This window comes from Burkholderia sp. EMB26 (assembly GCF_024730645.1).
GTDB lineage: Bacteria > Pseudomonadota > Gammaproteobacteria > Burkholderiales > Burkholderiaceae > Burkholderia > Burkholderia cenocepacia.
Window position 1 is genome coordinate 294,809 of the sequence record NZ_CP078072.1, and the last position, 20,895, is coordinate 315,703.

Consider the following 20,895-nt stretch of genomic DNA (forward strand, 5'->3'; position numbering starts at 1 on the left):
GCGTCGTATTCGCCACAGCGGCGGACCAGATTCACTCATTTCGTGATCCTTACAATCTTGTGTGGAGAACGCCGTATTGCCCGAGCGATCCGGCACCCGCTCGATTGGAACGATCGTGGTGCCACGACGTGAACGAGAGCTGCTGCCTTGCTACGTTGTCGCTTCAGCCGTGCTGCCGCGGCGCGCGCCACGCCCCTGCAACGTGGTCGCACTTTGCAGGTGGAAAAACCATATCAGGAACATAAATTCCCGTCAAAATTAGTTTGATATAAGTTAATCTCGTTTGATGACCTCGCGCCTTACGGAGTTTCCCTTATAGAAACTGCCATCAGGGCGACGTGCTGTCGACGTCCGCGCCATCATGCCGATGATCTCGACAAGGGCAAGCGAATGCGCGCTATGTGGCGGAGGACGATATCCGGCTGAAAGGGTCGGCCGCGACGGGCGACAATCGGGGGCGGAAAGTACCGGTCGGCAGATCTCGCTGATTACGCGGCGCCGGTCGAATGAGGTCCGTTCGAGAAGCCGAAAGCCATCGCGGAAAATCGGTCACCAAGCGTGGTGCTCGGTAACCGGTCCATTTGCGCGTCGATTGCGATAATCGAAACGGAGAAGGAGATTATTGAATGTTGCGCGTTAGTCGCGCGTGAGCTTTCGTGTGTCGCACTGTTTTCGGATCAGCTACCAGTACCTTACAGGTTGCGATTGCGACCGAACGCCAGTCGCAGACGAAACTCAGCATTCGATCTCGCGCTGCATTAGATAGAATTTCATGTCATCGCGGCCCTGCATTGAAATCGGCACCGGATCGCGATTAAAGCCGAGCATTTCGTAGAATCGATACGCCGACTCGCGGGCCGTGCACCACAGCAGCGTGCCATGCTGTTCGCGTACATGGCGAAGGGAGAGATTGACCAGCAGGCGTCCGAACCCCAGCCCGCGTACCGACGGATGGACGGCCATGCCGCGCAGGCGCCAGGCCCCGGCGTTCGAAACGCCGGATTGTGCTTCTTTACACACCGATGCCACGGCAACGATCGTATCGTTATCGCGAACGGCAAAATGCGTTGTCGTGGGGGCGAGATCGCCGTGTAAAGCACTTCCTTCCTCATCTCCCGCCATCAGGATGGCGGCCCTGAGGGGATAGGTTTCTTCCGCACGGACGGCACAGATGGTAAAGCGCACATCTTGTGAAATCATATAATTATCGGCTCTTTTCGTGACGCAGATTTTCTTGCAGTTCTCTTTCGGTATACCCACTCGCAAAATTAGCAGTTGCCGGATATTGCCGGTAAGGGTAATTTCCTATCCGCCACTTCTTTTCCAATCATACGCTAACTGCGATCACAGATGACGTCGAAAGTCTCGACAGATGCAGAGCTTGCCTACGACGAGATCCGATCGAGGATCTTTGACGGCCGCCTTGCGCCTGGACAGAAAGTATCTCACCGCGGCCTGTCCGACGAACTGGGTTTCGGCCAAATGCCGGTGCGCAGCGCATTGCATTTGCTCGAATCCGAAGGGCTGGTCGTCGTCATCGAAAAGAGTGGAACCTATGTTGCCTCGCCCACGACGAGCGATCTCCGCGAAATTTTTGAAATGCGGCTGGCGCTGGAGAGTACCGCGGCGTTTCTTGCCGCGAGATCGGGCGTCACGCCGGGTCTTTGCGAGGCGGCGGGGAAGATGCGGGAACTGATCGACCGGGACGTCGCGGACATCATGCTCGAGCAACGTATCGGCTGGGTGTTTCATCAAGAGCTGTTCGCTGCCGCACGGAACGTTCGAATCTCGTCGGCGTATGGTTTGTTGCGGGCCCAGACGCTCGCCTTGAACGAACTCCCGCGTGGCGACGCCGAAACCGTCCGGCGCGGCACGATCGAGCATCTGCACATCTTTCAGGCAATCGAAGCGAACAACGGCGAGCTGGCGCGTCAGCACATGTGGAACCACATCGTTGACGGTACGCCGGCACGGATAAAACTGCTAAAGGCGCGGCATGAACACGAAAAATAAAGGGCTTTCCCTCCCGATGCAAATGCTTGGCGGACTTGTCCTGGGCGCCGCTTGCGGCGTGCTTGCACCGGGCTTTGCCGCGAAGCTGGGCTTCTTGAGCACGATGTTCGGCCACGCGATCAAGATGGTCGTGATGCCGTTGATCTTCCTGTCGGTCACGGTCGGTGTCTTTCGCGCGGGCAAGCTTCGCGAGCGGCTTGGAAAGGTCGCGCTGTCCAGTATCGCCTTCTTCGTGTTGATGACCGGCCTGGCTGCGTCGCTCGGCCTGCTGCTCAACTTCGCATTTCGACCGGGGCTCGGTGCGAGCATGGCGCAGTCGGGATCGATGCCGGCAGCGCTCGCGTCCAGCATCGACTGGACGAAGTTTCTCGTTGACCTGATTCCCGCGAACATCGTTGCGGCGCTCGCCGCGGGGAATTCTCTGCCGGTGCTCGTTTTCGGCGTCATTTTCGGCGCGGCATTGGCGGCTGCACCGGAGCGTGCGGAGCCTGCGATCGCCGTTTTCGAGGCGCTGCTGTCGGGGCTGTTCAAGATGGTCCAGTGGGTGATCGCATGGTCGCCGCTCGCGATCTTCGCCGCGATCGCGCAACTGCTGGCGGCCAAGGGCTTTACCGGCGCGCACTCGCTCATCGAACTGCTGGGCGTGGCCTATCTCGGCATGGCGGTGCTGGCCGTCGTACTCACGATCGTCATTCGCATTGCCGGTCAGTCGCCGGTCGCCGTTCTCAGGAAGGTGAAGGAACCGCTGATCCTCGGTTTCACGACGCGTTCGTCCGAAATTACCTACCCGTTGCACCTGAAGAAGCTGGTTGAGCTGGGTGTGCCGTACGGCGTCGCGTCCACGATTTTGCCGCTCGCCTATATTTTCAATCGCGACGGCGCCGTGCTCTATACGGCCCTTGCGGTCGGCTATCTGGCCGACGCGTATCACCTGGCCTGGTCCTGGCCGCTGGTGATCACGATCTTGATCCTGACGATCATCACCATCGACGGAGCGGCCAATGTGCCGTCCGGGGCGATCGTCGCCATCACCATCGTCCTCACGTCGATCGGGTTGCCGGCCGATGCGGTGCTGCTGCTGTTGGGCGTCGACGCCTTTTTCGACATGGGGAGAACCGCGCTCAACGTGTACGGGAGCACGACGGCGGCCGCTGTCGCGGTGAGGCTTTCCGGTTCAGACGACATGGCCGCGGAAACCGTGACGCGTCAGGCAAGCGTGTAGGTGCTTCGGAAGCGACGGGCGGCGGGCGTTTTTCAATGTCGCGCCCGGCGAATGTCACGAATTGGGGGGCGCCCGCTCGGCCATCCAGGCGCCGAGAGGAGAACAAGACTGGACGAGCGTGCGTTCTTGGCGAGTTTCAGTGGGTAGGACGACGTATTTTTTTTGCTGGAGAAAGATGATGGTTGGTTCAGCGTCCGCAGATTTTTTCATGCTGCGCTTAGGCACGCCGCATCCGTCGTGGACATTCACCGATGACAGCAACATGCTCGGCATCGGCGATTGCGACGGGGTGATGAGTGCCATGTTCGAACTGGATCGCAACCAGGTCGCACGGATCAGAGGCTTGGGCCAATCGGTGGGGAGAATCAGGTGTACTTGCGAACGCGGTGGCCGGGAGCTGCAGTTTTATCTCCATGGCAAACAGGTGTCGCAAGGCGTGTGGGTCGGGGTCGCGTCGGCTGATCCCGACTATCTTCCGACGGCGGCGACGATCGCAACGTGGGAAGTGCCGAATCGCGACGATGTCTTCGCGTTTCCGGGCGCGCGGGCAGACCTGATCGCCTCTGCCAGCCTGGCCTGAACTGCGATCACAGATTGTTGCGCGGGCGCGGTCCGGGACCGCTCCGATTCTCGGGACGCGGTCGTCTGACGAGCCCGTCCGTCTGTACGCGCAGGCCGTCTAATGCATGTGGTTCTGGCACGCACCAACCTCGGATCGCCAGAACCAATTTGCTGGCCAGTTCACTGGCCAGCGTTTTTTATTCCTCGAGCCGATCTCGTCGGCTCGTTTGCCGGGCGCTTATCCGGACAAAACAAAAGGCCGGTTTGTTCGGGAAGTTCGTTCAGAGCGAGGCGAGCGGTTGCTGCATGACCGCTCGCTTTGCGCGCGATCCTTTATCGGGTAAGGTCAGGCAACGCTGCATCGTCGGTAGCGGCACATCAGACACTGTCCCACGCATCGCGTCAATCGCGTCAGCTCCATGCCCCTGATCTTCGTCCCCGTCACGCACGCCGACGCCGAAGCGCTCGTCGCGATCCGCATCGCCGCGATGCGCGACAGCCTCGAGCGCATCGGCCGTTTCGATCCGCAGCGTGCGCGCGAACGGTTTCTCGCGTCGTTCGATCCGGCGCGATGCCGTTTCGTCGAAGTCGACCATTCGCGTGCGGGGTTCTACACGCTTCGCCCGAGGGCGGATCACTGGTTGCTCGACCATCTGTACATCGTGCCCGCGCATCAGGGGAAGGGCATCGGCGCCGCCGTGCTGCGCGAGATTTTGGCCGAAGCCGACGAACACCGGATGCCCGTTCACGTCGGCGCGCTGCGCGGCAGCGACTCGAACCGCTTCTACGAGCGGCATGGCTTCGTGCGAACCGGCGAAGCGGAATGGGACATCTACTACCGGCGCGAACCGGGCACGGCGACGACGTAGCGCTCGCGTGATGGATTCCGAATGAAATCGACACGCACGTATTAGCGTTTCCACCAATGTGGAAAACGCGGGGCCGGCCGATGTCGCAGAGAGGGCGTGAATAATTGATCCGAGGCCGATTATGACGACATCTGCAACAAACGACCTGAATGCCGTGTCGCCCGAAACGTCCGACACCGCGGTGGCATCCGGTGAAGCGGCCCGCGTACCGTCGATCCTGCTCGTCGACGACGAACCGAACGTGCTGTCGGCGCTCAGGCGCGTATTCCGGCCCACCGGCTACGACATCGCGACGGCCGACAGCGGCGAGGCCGCGCTCGAGATCCTGGCGTCGACCGACATCGACCTGATCGTGTCCGACATGCGGATGCCGCACATGAGCGGCGCGGAATTCCTGGCGCGCGCGCGGGCGCTGTACCCTGACACGATGCGCATCCTGCTGACCGGCTATGCGGAGATCGCGTCGGTCGTGCAGGCCGTCAACGAAGGCGGCGTGTATCGCTACCTGAACAAGCCGTGGGACGATCACGACCTGCTGCTGACCATCGAGCAGGCGCTGGAGCAGCGCCGTCTGCGTCGCGAAGCGGCGCGGCTGGCGGCCCTCACCGAAGCGCAGAACGACGCGCTGCGCCGGTTCAATACCGACCTCGAAACGCAGGTTCGCGCGCGCACCGAGGAGCTCGGCCAGACCGTGATGTTTCTCGAAGCGGCGCAGAGCGACCTGAAAAGCAGTTTCACCGCGATGGTCCAGGTGTGCGCGAGCATGATCGAGCTGCGCTGCGGGGCCGCGAGCGGGCATGCGATGCGGGTCGGCGAGATCGCGCGGCGGCTCGCGCTGGCGTCCGGGATGAGCGAACTGCACGCACAGGACGTCTATTTCGCGGGGCTGTTGCACGGCATCGGCAAGTTGTCGCTGCCGGACGAATTGCTGCACAAGCCGCTCGCGCGGATGACGACCGACGAGCACCGCGTGTTCCAGGAGCATCCGCTGCGTGCGCAGATGGTGCTGACGCCGGTCGCCCAGTTGCACAAGGTCGCGTCGATCGTGCTGCACCAGTACGAGCGCTTCAACGGCCGCGGCACGCCGGACGGGCTGGTCGGCGACGCGATCCCGGTCGGGTCGCGGATCGTTGCGATCGCGCGCGATTTCGAAGGGCTGCGCCACGGCGAAATCGGTGCGCCGCATTCGATCGAGCAGGCGATCGACGTGTTGCGTTCGCAGGCGAACGTGCGTTACGACCCGCAACTGGTCGCGCGCTTCATCGAGTTGATGCGGGATCCGGCGAGCCTCGGCATCGCGGCGTCCGTCGCGGAGATCCGGTCGGCGCAACTGCGCGAAGGGATGGAGCTCGCCGACGATCTGCGCACGCATCGCGGCGTGCTGTTGATGACGAAGGGCAGCGTGATGTCCGCGCATCAGATCGAGCTCGTGCGCCGCTTCGAGACGCGCGAGGGCACGCCGTTCGACATTCTCGTGCTGGCCCGTCCGGCCGGGCAGGCGCACGCACCCAATGGAGGGGCGCCGCCGGCCTGATATCGAAGACGACCGCGGGGCGTGCGACCGCCCGCACCGCGACGCTGCATTCAACTCGTTGCGGGCGCCCCGATCATGCATGGCATCTACAACCTTCCGCTCGTCCTGCTGTCGCTCGCGATCGCGACGCTGGCTTCCTATACGACGCTCGACCTCGCCGCGTTCATTTCGCTGCTCGACAATCCGAAGCTCAAGCGCGCGTGGCTCGGCGGCGGCGCGGCGGCGATGGGCACCGGAATCTGGTCGATGCATTTCGTCGGCATGCTCGCGTTTTCGTTGCCGGTGCCGCTCGGCTATGCGTGGCAGGAAACGGGCGCCTCGCTCGCGATCGCGGTGCTCGTGTCGTACTTCGCGCTGAACGTCGTCACGCGCGCCCGGCTGGGCTGGCGGCGGCTGTGCGCGGGCGGCGTGCTGATGGGCGGCGGGATCGCCGGCATGCACTACACGGGGATGGCCGCGCTGCACATGCAGCCTGGCATTCGCTACGACGCCGCGCTGTTCGCCGCGTCGATCGGCATCGCGGTGGTCGCGTCGACGGCCGCGCTGTGGATCGCGCAGGCGTTGCGCATGCAGCAGGCGCGCCACGCGACCGCGCAGCGCATCGGCGCGGCCGCCATCATGGGCATCGCGATTACCGGCATGCACTACACGGCGATGGCGGCCGCGCATTTCGCACCGGACGCGCGGTGCGGCGCCGCGAACGGCGTCGACGCGCCGTGGCTCGCGACGACCGTCGCGCTGTTTACGATGGCGACGCTGGTCGTCACGCTGCTCGTGTGCCGTTTCGATGCGCGCACCACTTTCCTGCGCGGCATGACCGATACGCTCGAACGGCTCGTGCGGGTGCGAACCAGCGAACTCGAACGCGCGCTGCACAGCTACGAGCAGACGACGCAGATGCTGCAACGCACGCGTGAGAACATGGCGACCGAGATCGACGAGCGCAAGGCCGCGCACGCGCTGCTCGAACAGGAGAAGGACGAGCAGCGACGCCTGCTGCATGCGCTCGAGGAAACGCACGAGCAGTTGCTGCAGTCGGAAAAACTCGCGTCGATCGGCCAGCTCGCGGCCGGCGTCGCGCACGAGATCAACAATCCGATCGGCTTCGTCAGCGCGAACCTCAACACGTTGAAGACGTGGGTGCGCAGCCTGCTCGACGTGGTCGCGGCGCATGAAGCCGCGCTGCCGCAGCTCGATCCGGCCACCCGCGACGCGCTGACGGCCGCGCACCGCGCGGCGGATCTCGACTACGTCCGCGACGAGATCGCGACGCTGATCGACGAATCGATCGACGGCGCGCTGCGCGTGCGGCGCATCGTGCAGGACCTGCGCGATTTCTCGCGCCCGGCCAGCGACGAATGGAGCGTGGTCGATCTCCATACGGGCCTCGAGAGCACGCTCAACGTCGTTCACAACGAGCTCAAGTACAAGGCCGACATCGTGCGCGATTACGGCGACGTCCCGCACGTCGAATGCCTGCCGTCGCAGTTGAACCAGGTGTTCATGAACCTGCTGGTCAACGCCGCGCAGGCGATTCCCGAGCGCGGCGTGATCACGATCCGCACGTCGAGCGACGGCGAACAGGTGTCGATCGCGATCAGCGATACCGGCGCCGGCATGACACCCGACGTCGTGCGGCGGATCTTCGATCCCTTCTTCACCACGAAGCCGGTCGGGCAGGGCACGGGGCTCGGGCTGTCGGTCTCGCACGGCATCGTCGAGCGTCATCGCGGCGCGATCGACGTGACCAGCGAGCCGGGGCGCGGCACGACCTTCCGGATACGGTTGCCGGTTCGGCGTGCCGGCGACCGCGCGGACGCCGCAGCGCTGGAGCAGCGGGTTTGACGTCATGACGGCGGCCGTTCGCGAGCGGCCGCTGCGAGCGTCGTGCGTCACGCCGATCGCTTGCGGCGCTGACGACGAAAGAAATGCCAGAACATCGCGGTCGCGTCCGGCCCCTTGGCGGAATGGAACGGCTCGCTCGGGTCCCCGCCGCTCCACGCATGCGGCAGCCGGCGGACGATGCACACCCTGACGACCAGCCGCCCCCCCTTCAGATAATCGACGTAGTCCGCATCGTCCTGCGCGTAGCTGCGTTGCTCGCCGACGCGGATCGCACCGTGTTCGTCGACGAGCCGGTTGAGCCGCGCGAACGCGATGCCGAGCTGCGTCGCGTTCCGGTCGGTCACGACCGTATCGAGCGCGCCGTGGATGACGAGGGCCGGCATGCCGGGATAGGACGCGACGTCGGCGCACGCGTCGAGCGCGGCGATCGGATCGTCGCGGAGCCCGCGACGCATCAGGCTCATCGCGGCCATCGTCGACGACGGCGGCGCGATGGCCGGGCCGGAGTGCAGGCCGACGGCCGCGAAACGGTCGGGATACCGGAGCGCCAGCACCGCGGCGAGCCCGGCGCCGGCGGACAGGCCGGCCACGTAGATCCGGTCGCGATCGAAGCCGTGGCGCCGCACGATGGCGTCGACCAGCGACGCGACGGCCGCGGCTTCGGACTCGGTCGCATCGCCATGCCAGTGCCAGCAGCGGTGCGCATGGGTTGTCTTGGCCTGTTCGGGAAACAGCACGGCGAACCCCGCTCGCTCGGCCAGACGGCAGATGCGCGTGCCCGCGGCGAACGATTCGGCAGTCTGCTTGCAGCCGTGCAGCATGACGATGGCTGGCATGCCTGCTGTCTTGGCGGGTGCGGCGGGAAGATACAGCGCATACGCAAGATGGTTCACGAGCCGGCCGGCGCTCGGGCCGGCGGAATGAAACGAGCGCAGCCAGGTGCCGGGCAGCTCGACCGACGGCGCGCGTGCGGCGGGCGCGGTGCCCGTCCGTTTGGCGGCAGGGGCGGCGACGGCCGGCTTGATGGTGCGTTGAACGACCTTTTTGGCGGCTTTTTGGGTGGCTGGTCGCGGCTTGCCGGCCCGCTTCTTCGGCCGCGCACCGGTCGCGATGGAAAACAGTTCGAGATGCCGTAACCAGAGGCTGGATTTTTTCCTGGGCATGTGCGGTTTCGTGCGGGCGGCCGGCCGTGGCGGGAAGAGGCGGCCGACTCCACCGTCGGATGGAAGTCGAACGGGCGCGGAGCAAGGTTCGTGCTGCCGGTGCCGCGGCAACCGAAAGGCGGCGTCCGGCTGAACGGGGGTGACGCGCATCGATTATCGGCGATGCTAGCCGCCCGACGTGACGAGCGTGCGAATCGAAGCCTCCTTCGGCCCTGAAAAGGACCATCGCGCATCGGGAATCGTCCGGTTCGCCGGGCCCTGGCCGCCGGGCATTCACCGCCCACGCGGCCGGAAATGACGACGGCGGCGATCGAATCGTCGGATAACGCCGTTGTTCAGTGATATCGTGCGGTTCGACAGAAGCGTTCACCGTTCATTCCGTTGTGAGGGGCGACATGCGTCTTGCTGATTTCATCGTACGGAACATGGAACCGATCCTGGTGCAGTGGGAAGCGTTTGCCGCCACGTTGTTACCGGCTGCGAGGCACATGAACTCGCAGGGGCTACGCGACCACGCGCGCGAGATCCTGACCGCCGTCGCCAAGGACATCGCGACGCCGCAAACGAGGGAGGAGCAGCACGAGAAATCGCTGGGGCGCGCGCCCGAGCCGGCGAACGCCAGCGAGACGGCCGCCCAGACGCATGCCGTTCTGCGCGCCCGGCGGGGTTTCAACATCAACCAGCTGGCAGCCGAGTATCGGGCGCTGCGTGCCAGTGTGCTGCGGCTGTGGATCGATGCGTGTCACCCGGCGCCGCCTGATATGGGCGACATGATTCGCTTCAACGAAGCGATCGACCAAGCGCTGGCGGAATCCGTGGCTTTCTTTACCGACCAGGTCGAGCAGGCGCGCAACTTGCTGCTTGGCATGCTGAGCCACGACATGCGCACGCCGCTGCAGACCATCCAGCTCACGGCGTCGTATCTTGCCGCCCTCAATGCGGGCGAGGCCGTATCGGAGGCCGCCGCTCGGCTGATCCGAAGCGGCGGCCGCATGCAGGGCCTTCTCGACGATCTCTGCGATTTCAATCGAACCCAGCTCGGGCTGGGCATCAACGTCGTTCCCCGCAATATCGATCTCGCACACGTGCTCGTCAATGTGGTGGACGAGTTGCGGGCCGGCCATCCGGATCGCGAAATTATCGTCGATATGCGCGGTGATCTCCGGGGTGAGTGGGACGAGCAGAGAATGCAGCAGTTGCTGAGCAACCTGGTGGGCAATGCCATCAAGTATGGCGCGCGCGATACCCCGGTGCGGGTGGTGGCCAAGACGACCGGCGATGAAGTGTTCGTCGAGGTCGGCAACAGCGGGCCGGCGATCGATCCGCGCATGCTCGACCGCATTTTCGATCCGCTCGAGCGCGGGGAAGAGCGTCAGGGACGGACGGGTGACGATGCCGGCCTGGGGCTCGGCTTGTTCATCGCGAGGGAAATCGCCAAGGCGCATCGCGGCCGGATCGACGCGCGGTCCGATCAGACGGAAACCGTGTTTGCGGTGCGGCTGCCGAGACGTGTATGAAGCGGGAAGCGCGGGTCGGGGGATGATTCCCCGTCGGGCTTGCGGTCGGCGGTGGCGAGAGGCCGCTACCGGCCAGAAGCCGCCTTTCGTGCTTCGCCACCCGGTGTCTGCCTGTCATCCCGAATCAGCCACGCTGACGCACGATTGAGCGCGTGGCGCACGAACGTTGTCACCGAAAGCCTCTGTCGATGGGCGAATTTTGTCCGGCCTAAAATCTCCTCGATCGATGTACGGGCAGGTCAAAGCCAACGGAGCGCTGAGTGACGGTCATCGCACAACTTTCCGATATTCATGTCCGGCCTCACGGCGTCCTGTATCAAGACGCCGTGGATTCCAATGTCATGTTTTCGGCAGCCGTCGATTCGCTGAACCGCATTCGACCTGAGCCGGACCTGGTTGTCATCTCCGGCGACCTGACGGACGAGGGCACCGAACACGAGTATCGAAAACTTCGCGAACTGCTCGTCGAGTTGAGGCGACCGTTCGTGGTTCTGCCGGGTAATCACGACGACCGTGGCAATCTGCGAGCCGCGTTCCCGGATCACGCGTGGCTTCCGGACGAGGGCGCACTCTCGTTCGCGCTGGACGTGGGCGAACTACGCGTCGTGGCGTTGGACACCTCCGTTCCAGGGCTACATCACGGTGAACTGGACGCCGAAACCCTGGCGTGGCTCGACACTGAACTTGCCGAGCATCGCAATCGGACGGTGGTTATTGTCATGCACCATCCACCGTTCATGACCGGCATTCCTTATCTCGACATCTACGGGTTGCGAAATGCGGAGGCATTTGCCGCGGTTCTTGCGCGGCATAGCAACGTAGATCGCATTCTTGCCGGGCACGTCCACCGGTCGATGCAGACGCGTCTTGGGCGCGTTCCGGTACTCACCTGCCCGAGCACGACCACTCAGATTGCGCTGCGCGTTGAAGCGGACGCGCAGCCCGCTTCTTTTCTCGAACCCCCTGCATACATGCTGCATCGCTGGGCAGGTCGAGGTCAGCCAGCGGTCTCCCACTTGTGTTACGTGGGGCACTTCGAGGGCCCGTTCCCCTTCGCGTAAGCGTCCCCGTCGAGGACACGGCGGTCGATGACGTACGAGGCATTGGCACGACATGGACAGGCCATGACCGCTTGTTACCCCGGAGCAGGCGATCGACCGGCGTTACCACCGGCGCGTCGCCGCGCCGGCAGGCGCGCCGCCGTCAATGCGCGTCGACGAGCCGCGGATCGATATACGCGTCGACGTCCTGCGACTGCTTGTACACGGCGTTACGCACGTTGAACGCATTCGCGTTGCGCGTCGAGCCGTAGATCGAATCGAGCCCGTCGCCCTTGCGGAACGCGCGCTTCGCGGCCGCTTCGTCGAGCAGATGCGTGCCCTTCAGCAGCGGAAGGTATTGCGCCGGCGCGAGCCCGACGCGTGCCGACATGATCTTGACCGCATCGGCCTGCGTCTTCGGATCGTTGATGTAGGCGACGCAGCGATACCAGACCTTGACCACCTTCGCCCAGTCGGCCCGGCGCGCGGCGAGGCTCGCCGGCGCGACGGTGATCGCATCGTAGATCAGCCCCGGCGCATCCGCCGACGTGAAGATCGCGCGTGCGCCCGGCGCGCGTTTCAACGCCTCGCCCGCATTCGGTTGCCACGCGGCCACCGCCGCGATGTCGGCCGACGAACCGAGCACCTGCGGCAGCTCGTTGGTTTTCGCATTCACGAGCGTGACGTCGCCGTCCTTGAGCCCGTGCTTCTGCAGCGCGGTTTCGAGCAGCAGGTGATCGACCAGGCCGAGCTCGACGCCGACCTTCTTGCCCTTCAGCGCCTCGACGGTGCGCAAGGGCGGCTTCGCGACGATCATGTCGTTGCCGGCCGAGTAGTCGGTCAGCAGGATCATCACGTTCTTCGCGCCGGACGCGCCTGTTACCAGCGCATCGCCGTTGGTCGCCGCGACCGCATCGAGCTTGCCTGCGGAAAACGCGTCGAGCGACGCCGAATAATCGAACCATTCGAAATCGACGTCGACGCCGGCCTCCTTGAACCAGCCCTTGTCGAGCGCGACCTGGAAGGCGACCCAGCCGGGCCAGTCGCTGTAGCCGATCTTCAGCGGTGCGGCAGCCTGCGCGGCAGGCGCCGCCCATAGCGTGGCGGCCGCAACGGCGGCGCCCAATGCATGACGGATGAAACGGAAGGACGGCAGGCGGCGGAACGCCGGGGCGGGACGGGTCATCGTTGTTCTCCAGGAGACCGGGATCGGGATCGTCGATACGGATCGTGCGTGAGCACACGTTCCGACTGCATGGCCGGTTCCTGCGGATGCGGAACGAACGAGGCGGCCACGGAGAGGCGCGACGGCTGTTGCCATCGCCAATCTCCCGGGCTTTTGTCCCGCCGTGTAGCGCGTGCGCATCCGGTCTCGCGAACGGATGAACCCACGCCGGGCTGCTCTCGGACCAGACGCTCGATGAACCGGAACCCTAGCACCCCTAAGATGCGACGCCGCCGCACCTCTCGGCGTCATGCCGAGCGAGAAGCGTGCCAATGGCACGCGGCCATCCGATTCAACGTCGGCGCAAGGGGCGCTGAAGTTCGATGAAACGGGCGGCGAACAGCGCGTGCAGTACGCGTCGGAGCAGGTCGAGCTTGTTCATGAAGGATCGTGCGCGAGGTGACGGTGCACGGATTCAGCAATAGCCATGCCATCGCGGAGCGCGCAATGTGCGAGCACGCGACGCGCACTGCGCCGGTGCGCGGTTGCGTGCGCATGGTGCGCCGCACGCCCGCCGCGAGGGCAAGAAAATGCGTCCGCCATTCGGATGCCATGCATCATCGCGCCGCCGAGCCGCGTCGTGTGGTCATTGGCAGCGCCTGGCACGCAACTCGCTTATTCGACGCTCGAGAGGTGCGAAGCAATTTGCATCATCTTCAGGATCGCTAGGGTTCCGGTCGTGCGGCATGTGCCGCGCGATGTCTGGTCCGAGAGCAATCCGGTCTTGCCTTCGCCTCGATGAGAGGAAACGGCGAGGCTCCACGGAGGGATAAAAGCCCGGGAGGTCGCGATGTCGTTCGGTCGCCCTCTCACGCCTTTTATCAACCGATCCCGGAGCCGTCATGTCGCCGAGCCCCCAAGCCATTCTTGCCCCGCCGCCGCACGTCGCGTGGGAAACGCTGATTCCCGCCGGAACCCACTGGTCCGGCATCCTGCGCCGCGGCCTCGCGCTGCGCATCGTCGACGTCGACGGCGGCGCGAACCTGTCCGCCGTCTTTCATCGCCAGGAAGACCTGCTCGAACGCTACAACATGGCCGATACGCTGAAGGCGCAGCACACCGCGCATCTCACGCGCGGCCATGCGCTGTATACGGACATGGGGCGCGTGATCGCGTCGATCACGGCCGACACGCTCGGCTGGCACGATCCGCTCGGCGGCGTCGGCGATGCGCGGTTGTTCGCGCACAAGTACGGCGCGTCGTCGTACCAGGCCGATCGCAACGCGATGATCCGCAACGGCCGCGACAGCCTCGTGCTCGAGCTCGCGAAATACGGGCTGTCGGCACGCGACCTCGCCGCGAACGTCAACTTCTTCAGCAAGCTGGACACGCGCGACGACGGCGCGCTCGATTTCGTTTCCGGACATTCGCCGGCCGGCAGCGCGTTCGACCTGCGCTTCGAGATGAATACGCTCGCGGCGTTCTCGACCGCGCCGCATCCGCTCGATCCGCGTCCGGACTATGCGCCCAAAGCCGTGAAGCTGATCGCGTACCGCGCGTATCCGGCCGACGGTGCCGCGCCCGACGACGACCCGTGCCGGCGCGCATGCGCGGAGAACACGCGCGGCTTCGCCAACACCGACCGTCTGTTCGCATGAGGAGCGAGACCATGCCGATCACCGAAAGCCGTCTCGATCCGCGCGACGCGATCCACGACGTCACGCTGAACGCGGGCGACCCGTGGTTGCACGACCTGAAGCGCGGGCAGATCTTCCGCATTCTCGACCTGGAAGGCAACCAGGCCGTCGACACGCTGTTCTACCGCACCGACGATCCCGAAGAGCGCTACAGCGCGCAGGACACGATCCGCGCGCAGCGCAACCTGTACCTGAGCGCGGGCAGCGTGCTCGTGTCGAACCACGGCAACCCGATGGCGACGATCGTCGCCGACACGTGCGGCCGTCACGATACGCTCGGCGGCGCGTGCGCGGCCGAGAGCAACACGGTGCGCTATGCGCTCGACAAGCGCTACATGCACAACTGCCGCGACAGCTTCCTCAACGCGATCGCACACTGCACGTGCGGCGCCGGCGCGCGGCTCACCAAGCGCGACCTGGTCGGCAACGTCAACTTCTTCATGAACGTGCCCGTCACGCCGCTCGGCGGGCTCACGTTCGAGGACGGCATCTCCGCACCCGGCAAGTACGTCGAGATGCGTGCGGAGATGGACGTCACGGTGCTGATCTCGAACTGCCCGCAACTCAACAATCCGTGCAACGGCTACAACCCGACACCCGTGCGCCTGATGGTATGGGAGGCGGAATGAACGGCCCCCACGCGCACTTGCTTTGCATGGGGCCGGAGTATGCGCTGAAGCGCTACGCCGGGCCGACACGTTCGCTGCGGGAGGCAACATGAGATTCGCCAAAGTCCTCGTCGCGAACCGCGGCGAAATTGCCTGCCGCGTGATCCGCACGCTGAAGCGCCTCGGTATCGCATCGGTCGCGATCTATTCGGATGCCGATCGCGACGCGCGCCACGTGGCGCTCGCCGACGAAGCCGTACGCGTCGGGCCCGCGCCGGCGGCCGACAGCTATCTGAACGTCGCGGCGATCCTCGCCGCCGCGCGCGAGACCGGCGCGCAGGCCGTGCACCCCGGCTACGGCTTCCTGTCCGAGCATGCGGCCTTTGCCGACGCATGCGAAGCGGCAGGCCTGCGCTTCATCGGGCCGCGCGGCGACCACATGCGCGCGTTCGGCCTCAAGCACACCGCCCGCGAACTCGCGGCCGCGCACGGCGTCGCGTTGCTGCCCGGCACCGGACTGCTCGACGACGTCGCGACGGCGCTTGCCGAAGCCGACGCGATCGGCTATCCGGTGATGCTGAAAAGCACCGCGGGCGGCGGCGGCATCGGCATGTCGCTGTGCCGCGATGCCGCGCAGCTCGGCGCGGCGTTCGAATCCGTCGTGCGGCTCGGCGCCGCGAACTTCGCGCATGCGGGCGTCTATCTCGAGAAGTTCGTCGAACATGCGCGACACATCGAAGTGCAGATCTTCGGCGATGGTCGCGGCGGGGCGCTCGCGCTCGGCGAACGCGATTGCTCCGTGCAGCGGCGCAACCAGAAGGTGATCGAGGAAACCCCCGCGCCCGACCTGACCGACGCCGAACGCGACGCGCTGCACGCGAGCGCGGTGCGGCTCGCCCGCGCGGTGGGCTACGCATCGGCCGGCACGGTCGAATTCGTGTTCGACGCGAGCACGCGGCAGTTCTATTTCCTCGAAGTGAACACGCGGCTGCAGGTCGAGCATTGCGTGACCGAGGCCGTGACGGGCGTCGATCTCGTGGAATGGATGATCCTGCAGGCGGAGGGCGACCTGCCGCCGCTCGACACGCTCGCCGTCGCACCACGCGGCGCGAGCATCCAGGTGCGGCTGTATGCGGAGGATCCGCACAAGCAGTTCCAGCCGAGCGCCGGGCTGCTCACGCACGTGGCGTTTCCGGACAACGTGCGGGTCGACGGCTGGATCGAGGCAGGCACGGAGATCAGCGCGCATTACGATCCGCTGCTCGCGAAGCTGATCGTGCGCGGCGACACGCGGCGCGACGCGCTGGCCGCGCTGCGTGCCGCGCTCGACCAGACCGAGCTGTACGGGATCGAGACCAACCTCGACTACCTGCGTGCCGTCGTCGGCTCCGACGCGTTCGCGCGCGGCGCGCCGACGACCGCCTTCCTGTCGCGCTTCGCGTTCGCGCCGCATACGATCGACGTGCTCGACGGCGGCGTGCAGACCACCGTTCAGCAGGCCCCCGGGCGGGTCGGCTACTGGAGCGTCGGCGTGCCGCCGTCGGGGCCGATGGACGACCGCGCATTCGACCTTGCTAACGCGCTGCTCGGCAACCCGCGTGACGCGGCCGGGCTGGAATTCACGATGGTCGGCGCGACGCTGCGTTTCAATACCGCGACGCTGTTCGTGCTCGGCGGTGCGCCGCTCGCGGCCACGCTCGACGGCGAAGCGGCGCCGTTCTGGCAGGTCGTGCGCGCACGAGCGGGCGCGGTCCTGAAGCTGGGCGGCGTGACGGGCGCGGGCGTGCGCGCGTGTCTCGCCGTCAAGGGCGGGCTGCAGGTGCCCGACTATCTCGGCAGCAAGGCGACCTTCACGCTCGGCCAGTTCGGCGGCCATGCCGGTCGCGCGCTGCGCAAGGGCGACGTGCTGCATCTGCACGCGCAAGCGGGGCGCGGCGATGCCGGCGCGACGCTGGCCGCGGCCGACATTCCCGCGCTGACGCATGCATGGACGCTCGGCGTGCTCGACGGTCCGCATGGCGCACCGGATTTCTTCACGCCGGACGACATCGCGATGCTGTACGGCACGCAGTGGACCGTCCATTACAACTCCAGCCGCACCGGCGTGCGGCTGATCGGCCCGAAGCCTCGATGGGCGCGTGCGGACGGCGGCGAGGCGGGGCTGCATCCATCGAACATCCACGACAACGCGTATGCGATCGGGGCCGTCGATTTCACCGGCGACATGCCGGTGATCCTTGGCCCCGACGGGCCGAGCCTTGGCGGCTTCGTCTGTCCGGTGACGGTCGTGCGCGACGAGCTGTGGAAGCTCGGGCAGTTGCGGCCGGGCGATACCGTGCAGTTCGTGCGCGCGGGCGTGTCGTCCGGAATATCGGCCGGGGAACCGGCTGCCGCGGTCGTGGAGGCGACACATGACGTTGCCGCGGCTGCATCCGGCTCGTTCGACGATTGCGTGCTGCATCGCGATCCGTCGGCCGGCGGCGGCATCGGCGTCGTCTACCGGCGCTCGGGCGATCGCAACGTGCTGGTCGAATACGGGCCGCTCGTGCTCGACCTGAACCTGCGTTTTCGCGTGCACGCGCTGATGGGCTGGCTCGACGCGCACCGGTTGCCCGGCATGCTCGACCTGACGCCGGGCATCCGGTCGCTTCAGGTGCAGTTCGACGCGCGGACGCTGCCGCTTGCCGCGCTGCTCGCGCATCTGCAGACCGCCGAACGCGAACTCGCCGACGTGGCCGACATGCGCGTGCCGAACCGCATCGTGCATCTGCCGCTGTCGTGGGACGACCCGTCGACGCGCGTCGCGATCGAGCGCTACATGCAGTCGGTGCGGCCCGATGCGCCGTGGTGCCCGAGCAATATCGAATTCATCCGGCGCATCAACGGCCTGGCGAGCATCGACGACGTGAAGCGCATCGTGTTCGATGCGCGTTATCTGGTGATGGGGCTCGGCGACGTCTACCTCGGTGCGCCCGTCGCGACGCCGATCGATCCGCGGCACCGGCTGGTGACGACGAAGTACAACCCCGCGCGCACCTGGACGCCGGAGAACGCGGTCGGCATCGGCGGCGCGTATCTGTGCGTGTACGGGATGGAAGGGCCGGGCGGCTATCAGTTCGTCGGCCGCACCGTGCAGATGTGGAATCGCCACCGCACCACGCGCGAATTCGAGGCCGGCAAGCCGTGGCTGCTGCGCTTCTTCGACGAGATCCGCTTCTACGAAGTCAGCGAGGCCGAGCTGCGTGCGCTGCGAGAGGATTTCATCGCGGGCCGCGCGACGCTGAAGATCGAGGAATCGGTGTTCGACCTGCGCGCCTACAACCGCTTCCTGCACGACGAGGCGGAGTCGATCGCCGCGTTCAAGGCGACGCAGCAGGCCGCGTTCGACGCGGAGCGCGAGCGGTGGCGCGTGGCCGGCCATGCGGAATATGTCGGCGAGGGGGAGCCGGGCGATGCGCAACCGGAACGGGTAGCGGGCGCGCTCGACGACACGCAGCGGGCGATCGCCGCGGACGTGTCGGGCAGCGTGTGGAAAGTGCTGGTCGAAGCCGGCGAGCGCGTGAGCGCGGGGCAGGTCGTCGCGATCGTCGAATCGATGAAGATGGAGGTGGCGGTGACGGCAACGGAAGACGGCGCGATCGAGACGATCGATTGCGCGCCCGGCATGGCGGTGGTGGCCGGCCAGCGGCTGATGGTGATGAAGGCGGGCGCCGCCGAGGAGGTCGCATGAGCACGACGGAACGCTCGATCCTGCGCGGGGTGCATGCGATTGCCGCGCTGCGCGCCCGCTACGCGGCGGGGGACCTGACGCCGCCTGCGCTCGTCGACGCGATCGCCGCGCACTTCGATGCGGGCGACCCGCACCATGCGTGGATCCGGCCGCTTACGCGCGACGAGATGATGCCGTACGCCGACGCGCTGGCCGGACGCGACATCGCGTCGTTGCCGCTGTACGGCGTGCCGTTCGCGATCAAGGACAACATCGACCTCGCCGGCATCCCGACGACGGCCGGCTGCCCCGCCTACGCGTACACGCCGGCACGCAGCGCGCCCGTCGTCGAGCGGCTGATCGCGGCCGGTGCGATTCCGGTCGGCAAGACGAATCTCGACCAGTTCGCGACCGGGCTCTCGGGGCAGCGCTCGCCTTACGGCGCGTGCCGCAATGCGCTCGACCCGCGCTACGCGTCGGGCGGCTCGAGTTCCGGGTCGGCGGTGGCCGTCGCGCTCGGGGTCGCGACGTTCTCGCTCGGTACCGACACGGCCGGCTCCGGGCGCGTGCCGGCCGCCTTCCACGGGCTCGTCGGGCTCAAGCCGACACGGGGCGTGCTGAGCACGCTCGGCGTGGTGCCGGCCTGCCGGTCGCTCGATTGCGTGTCGGTGTTCGCGCGTTCGGCGGACGACGCGCGCGTCGTGTTCGCCGCTGCGCACGGCGTGACGGAAGGCGATCCGTACGGGCGCGCATGGCAGCCGCTGCTGGGTGCGGACGGGTTGCGGGCACAGCCGGCGCGGCCGCTCGGGCAAGTGCGGTTCGGCACGCCGCGTGCCGATCAGCTCGAATTCTTCGGCGACGCATCGTATCGCGCGGCGTGGGGCGCGGCGCTCGAACGGCTGCGCGCGACCGGCGCGCGGCTCGTCGAGATCGACTTCGCACCGTTCCTGGCCGCCGCGCGGCTGCTGTACGACGGCCCGTGGGTCGCCGAGCGGCTGGCCGCGATCGGCGCATTCGCCGCGCGCGAGCCCGACGCGCTGCATCCGGTGATCCGCGAAATCGTCGGCGGGGCGTCGCGCTTCAGCGCCGCCGACGCGTTCGCCGCATTCGACCGGCTGGCGGCGCTGCGCGTCGACGCAGCCCGCGCGTGGGACGGCCTCGATGCGATCGTGATGCCGACCTCGGCGACGACCGCGACCGTCGATGCGCTCGAAGCCGATCCGATCGCGATCAATTCGCGCTTCGGCTACTACACGAACTTCGTGAACCTGCTCGACCTGTCGGCGATCGCGGTGCCGGCGGGCACGTGCTCGACCGGGCCGCATGCGGGCTTGCCGTTCGGCATCACGTTCGTCGGGCGTGCACACGACGATGCGCGGCTGCTCGATCTCGCACACGCGTGGGGCGACGGCGTTGCCGCTGTCGATGACGGTCGGCCGCCTGCGGCCACAGTGTCGGCGCGTGCCGCAGCCCCGGGTGTCGTGCGGGTGGCCGTCGTCGGCGCGCATCTGCGCGGCGAACCGTTGAACGGGCAGCTCACGCAGCGCGGCGCGCGCTTCGTCACCGCGACCACCACCGCGCCGGCCTATCGCCTCTACGCGCTGTCCGCGGAAGCAAGCGGCGGTGTCGCGAAACCGGGCCTCGTGCGTGTGCCGAACGATGGCGCGCCGATCGCGGTCGAGGTCTGGGAGATGCCGGTCGACGCCTACGGCAGCTTCGTCGCCGGAATTGCGGCGCCGCTCGGCATCGGCACGCTGACGCTCGCCGACGGTACGCGCGTGCAGGGCTTCCTGTGCGAAAGCGTGGCGCTCGACGATGCGCAGGACATCACACGCTTCGGCGGCTGGCGGGCCTACCGCGCGCAGGCCGCCAGCGGCGCGCTGCAATGAACGCCCGGTCGCGCGATGCCGCGGTATCCGCGCGACCGGCACCTGAAACGCTACGGAGATTCC

At 66.5% G+C, this 20,895-nt stretch carries 15 protein-coding genes and 2 riboswitches; of the genes, 12 read left to right on the forward strand and 3 right to left on the reverse strand.

All coding sequences use genetic code 11. The features are described from left to right. Positions 1-735: 735 nt before the first annotated feature. Positions 736-1,200, reverse strand: coding sequence for a GNAT family N-acetyltransferase (locus tag KU887_RS31715; RefSeq protein WP_034203986.1), 465 nt, complete (start codon positions 1,198-1,200; stop codon positions 736-738). 150 nt (positions 1,201-1,350) lie between these two features. Here KU887_RS31715 and KU887_RS31720 point away from each other — a divergent pair, with 150 nt between their 5' ends. The 6 genes from KU887_RS31720 (at position 1,351) to KU887_RS31745 (ending at position 8,044) form a co-directional block, all read left to right on the forward strand. Continuing rightward, positions 1,351-2,013, forward strand: a complete 663-nt coding sequence (locus tag KU887_RS31720) for a GntR family transcriptional regulator (protein ID WP_006485559.1) — start codon at positions 1,351-1,353, stop codon at positions 2,011-2,013. Beyond that, the gene (locus tag KU887_RS31725; RefSeq protein WP_006485544.1) at positions 1,997-3,235 is read left to right on the forward strand and encodes a dicarboxylate/amino acid:cation symporter; all 1,239 of its coding nucleotides are present in this window, start codon (positions 1,997-1,999) and stop codon (positions 3,233-3,235) included. The genes KU887_RS31720 and KU887_RS31725 overlap by 17 nt, the downstream gene beginning before the upstream one ends. 175 nt (positions 3,236-3,410) lie before the next feature. Further along, entirely contained in the window at positions 3,411-3,815 is a 405-nt protein-coding gene (locus KU887_RS31730) for a hypothetical protein (protein ID WP_006485531.1), read from the forward strand. 400 nt (positions 3,816-4,215) lie between these two features. Next, a complete protein-coding gene (locus tag KU887_RS31735; protein ID WP_059723860.1) occupies positions 4,216-4,665 on the forward strand; it encodes a GNAT family N-acetyltransferase in 450 nt (149 codons plus the stop codon). A gap of 121 nt (positions 4,666-4,786) precedes the next feature. After that, positions 4,787-6,199: an HD domain-containing phosphohydrolase gene (locus KU887_RS31740; RefSeq protein ID WP_006498056.1), complete on the forward strand. Its 1,413-nt coding sequence runs from the start codon at positions 4,787-4,789 to the stop codon at positions 6,197-6,199. Positions 6,200-6,274: 75 nt separating this feature from the next. Then, positions 6,275-8,044 carry a histidine kinase gene (locus KU887_RS31745; protein ID WP_062911717.1) on the forward strand — a complete coding sequence of 590 codons (1,770 nt, stop codon included), beginning with the start codon at positions 6,275-6,277 and terminating at the stop codon, positions 8,042-8,044. A 47-nt stretch (positions 8,045-8,091) separates the two neighbouring features. On the opposite strand, the gene KU887_RS31750 is transcribed toward KU887_RS31745, so the two are convergent. After that, entirely contained in the window at positions 8,092-9,207 is a 1,116-nt protein-coding gene (locus KU887_RS31750; protein ID WP_006498058.1) for a PHB depolymerase family esterase, read from the reverse strand. A 395-nt stretch (positions 9,208-9,602) separates the two neighbouring features. On the opposite strand from KU887_RS31750, the gene KU887_RS31755 reads away from it, so the two are divergent. Further along, on the forward strand, positions 9,603-10,724 hold the full coding sequence (locus KU887_RS31755) for a sensor histidine kinase (protein WP_062911743.1): 1,122 nt from the start codon (positions 9,603-9,605) through the stop codon (positions 10,722-10,724). A 260-nt stretch (positions 10,725-10,984) separates the two neighbouring features. Next, a complete protein-coding gene (locus KU887_RS31760; protein WP_034203989.1) occupies positions 10,985-11,785 on the forward strand; it encodes a phosphodiesterase in 801 nt (266 codons plus the stop codon). Positions 11,786-11,927: 142 nt separating this feature from the next. Here the strand turns inward: KU887_RS31760 and KU887_RS31765 are convergent, their stop codons facing one another. Then, the gene (locus KU887_RS31765; protein WP_006485590.1) at positions 11,928-12,950 is read right to left on the reverse strand and encodes an ABC transporter substrate-binding protein; all 1,023 of its coding nucleotides are present in this window, start codon (positions 12,948-12,950) and stop codon (positions 11,928-11,930) included. 140 nt (positions 12,951-13,090) lie between these two features. Further along, positions 13,091-13,212, reverse strand: a riboswitch (guanidine-I (ykkC/yxkD leader). A 431-nt stretch (positions 13,213-13,643) separates the two neighbouring features. Beyond that, positions 13,644-13,775: riboswitch (guanidine-I (ykkC/yxkD leader) on the forward strand. A gap of 56 nt (positions 13,776-13,831) precedes the next feature. On the opposite strand from KU887_RS31765, the gene KU887_RS31770 reads away from it, so the two are divergent. The 4 genes from KU887_RS31770 to atzF all read left to right on the forward strand — a co-directional run bounded on the left by KU887_RS31770 (position 13,832) and on the right by atzF (position 20,832). Continuing rightward, on the forward strand, positions 13,832-14,587 hold the full coding sequence (locus KU887_RS31770; protein WP_006485567.1) for an urea amidolyase associated protein UAAP1: 756 nt from the start codon (positions 13,832-13,834) through the stop codon (positions 14,585-14,587). Positions 14,588-14,598: 11 nt separating this feature from the next. After that, positions 14,599-15,255, forward strand: a complete 657-nt coding sequence (locus KU887_RS31775; protein ID WP_006498062.1) for an urea amidolyase associated protein UAAP2 — start codon at positions 14,599-14,601, stop codon at positions 15,253-15,255. Between the two features lie 88 nt (positions 15,256-15,343). Further along, positions 15,344-18,964: an urea carboxylase gene (uca, locus tag KU887_RS31780; protein ID WP_069352195.1), complete on the forward strand. Its 3,621-nt coding sequence runs from the start codon at positions 15,344-15,346 to the stop codon at positions 18,962-18,964. Continuing rightward, the gene (gene atzF / locus KU887_RS31785) at positions 18,961-20,832 is read left to right on the forward strand and encodes an allophanate hydrolase (protein WP_258258781.1); all 1,872 of its coding nucleotides are present in this window, start codon (positions 18,961-18,963) and stop codon (positions 20,830-20,832) included. The genes uca and atzF overlap by 4 nt, the downstream gene beginning before the upstream one ends. The last annotated feature ends 63 nt before the right edge of the window (positions 20,833-20,895 follow it).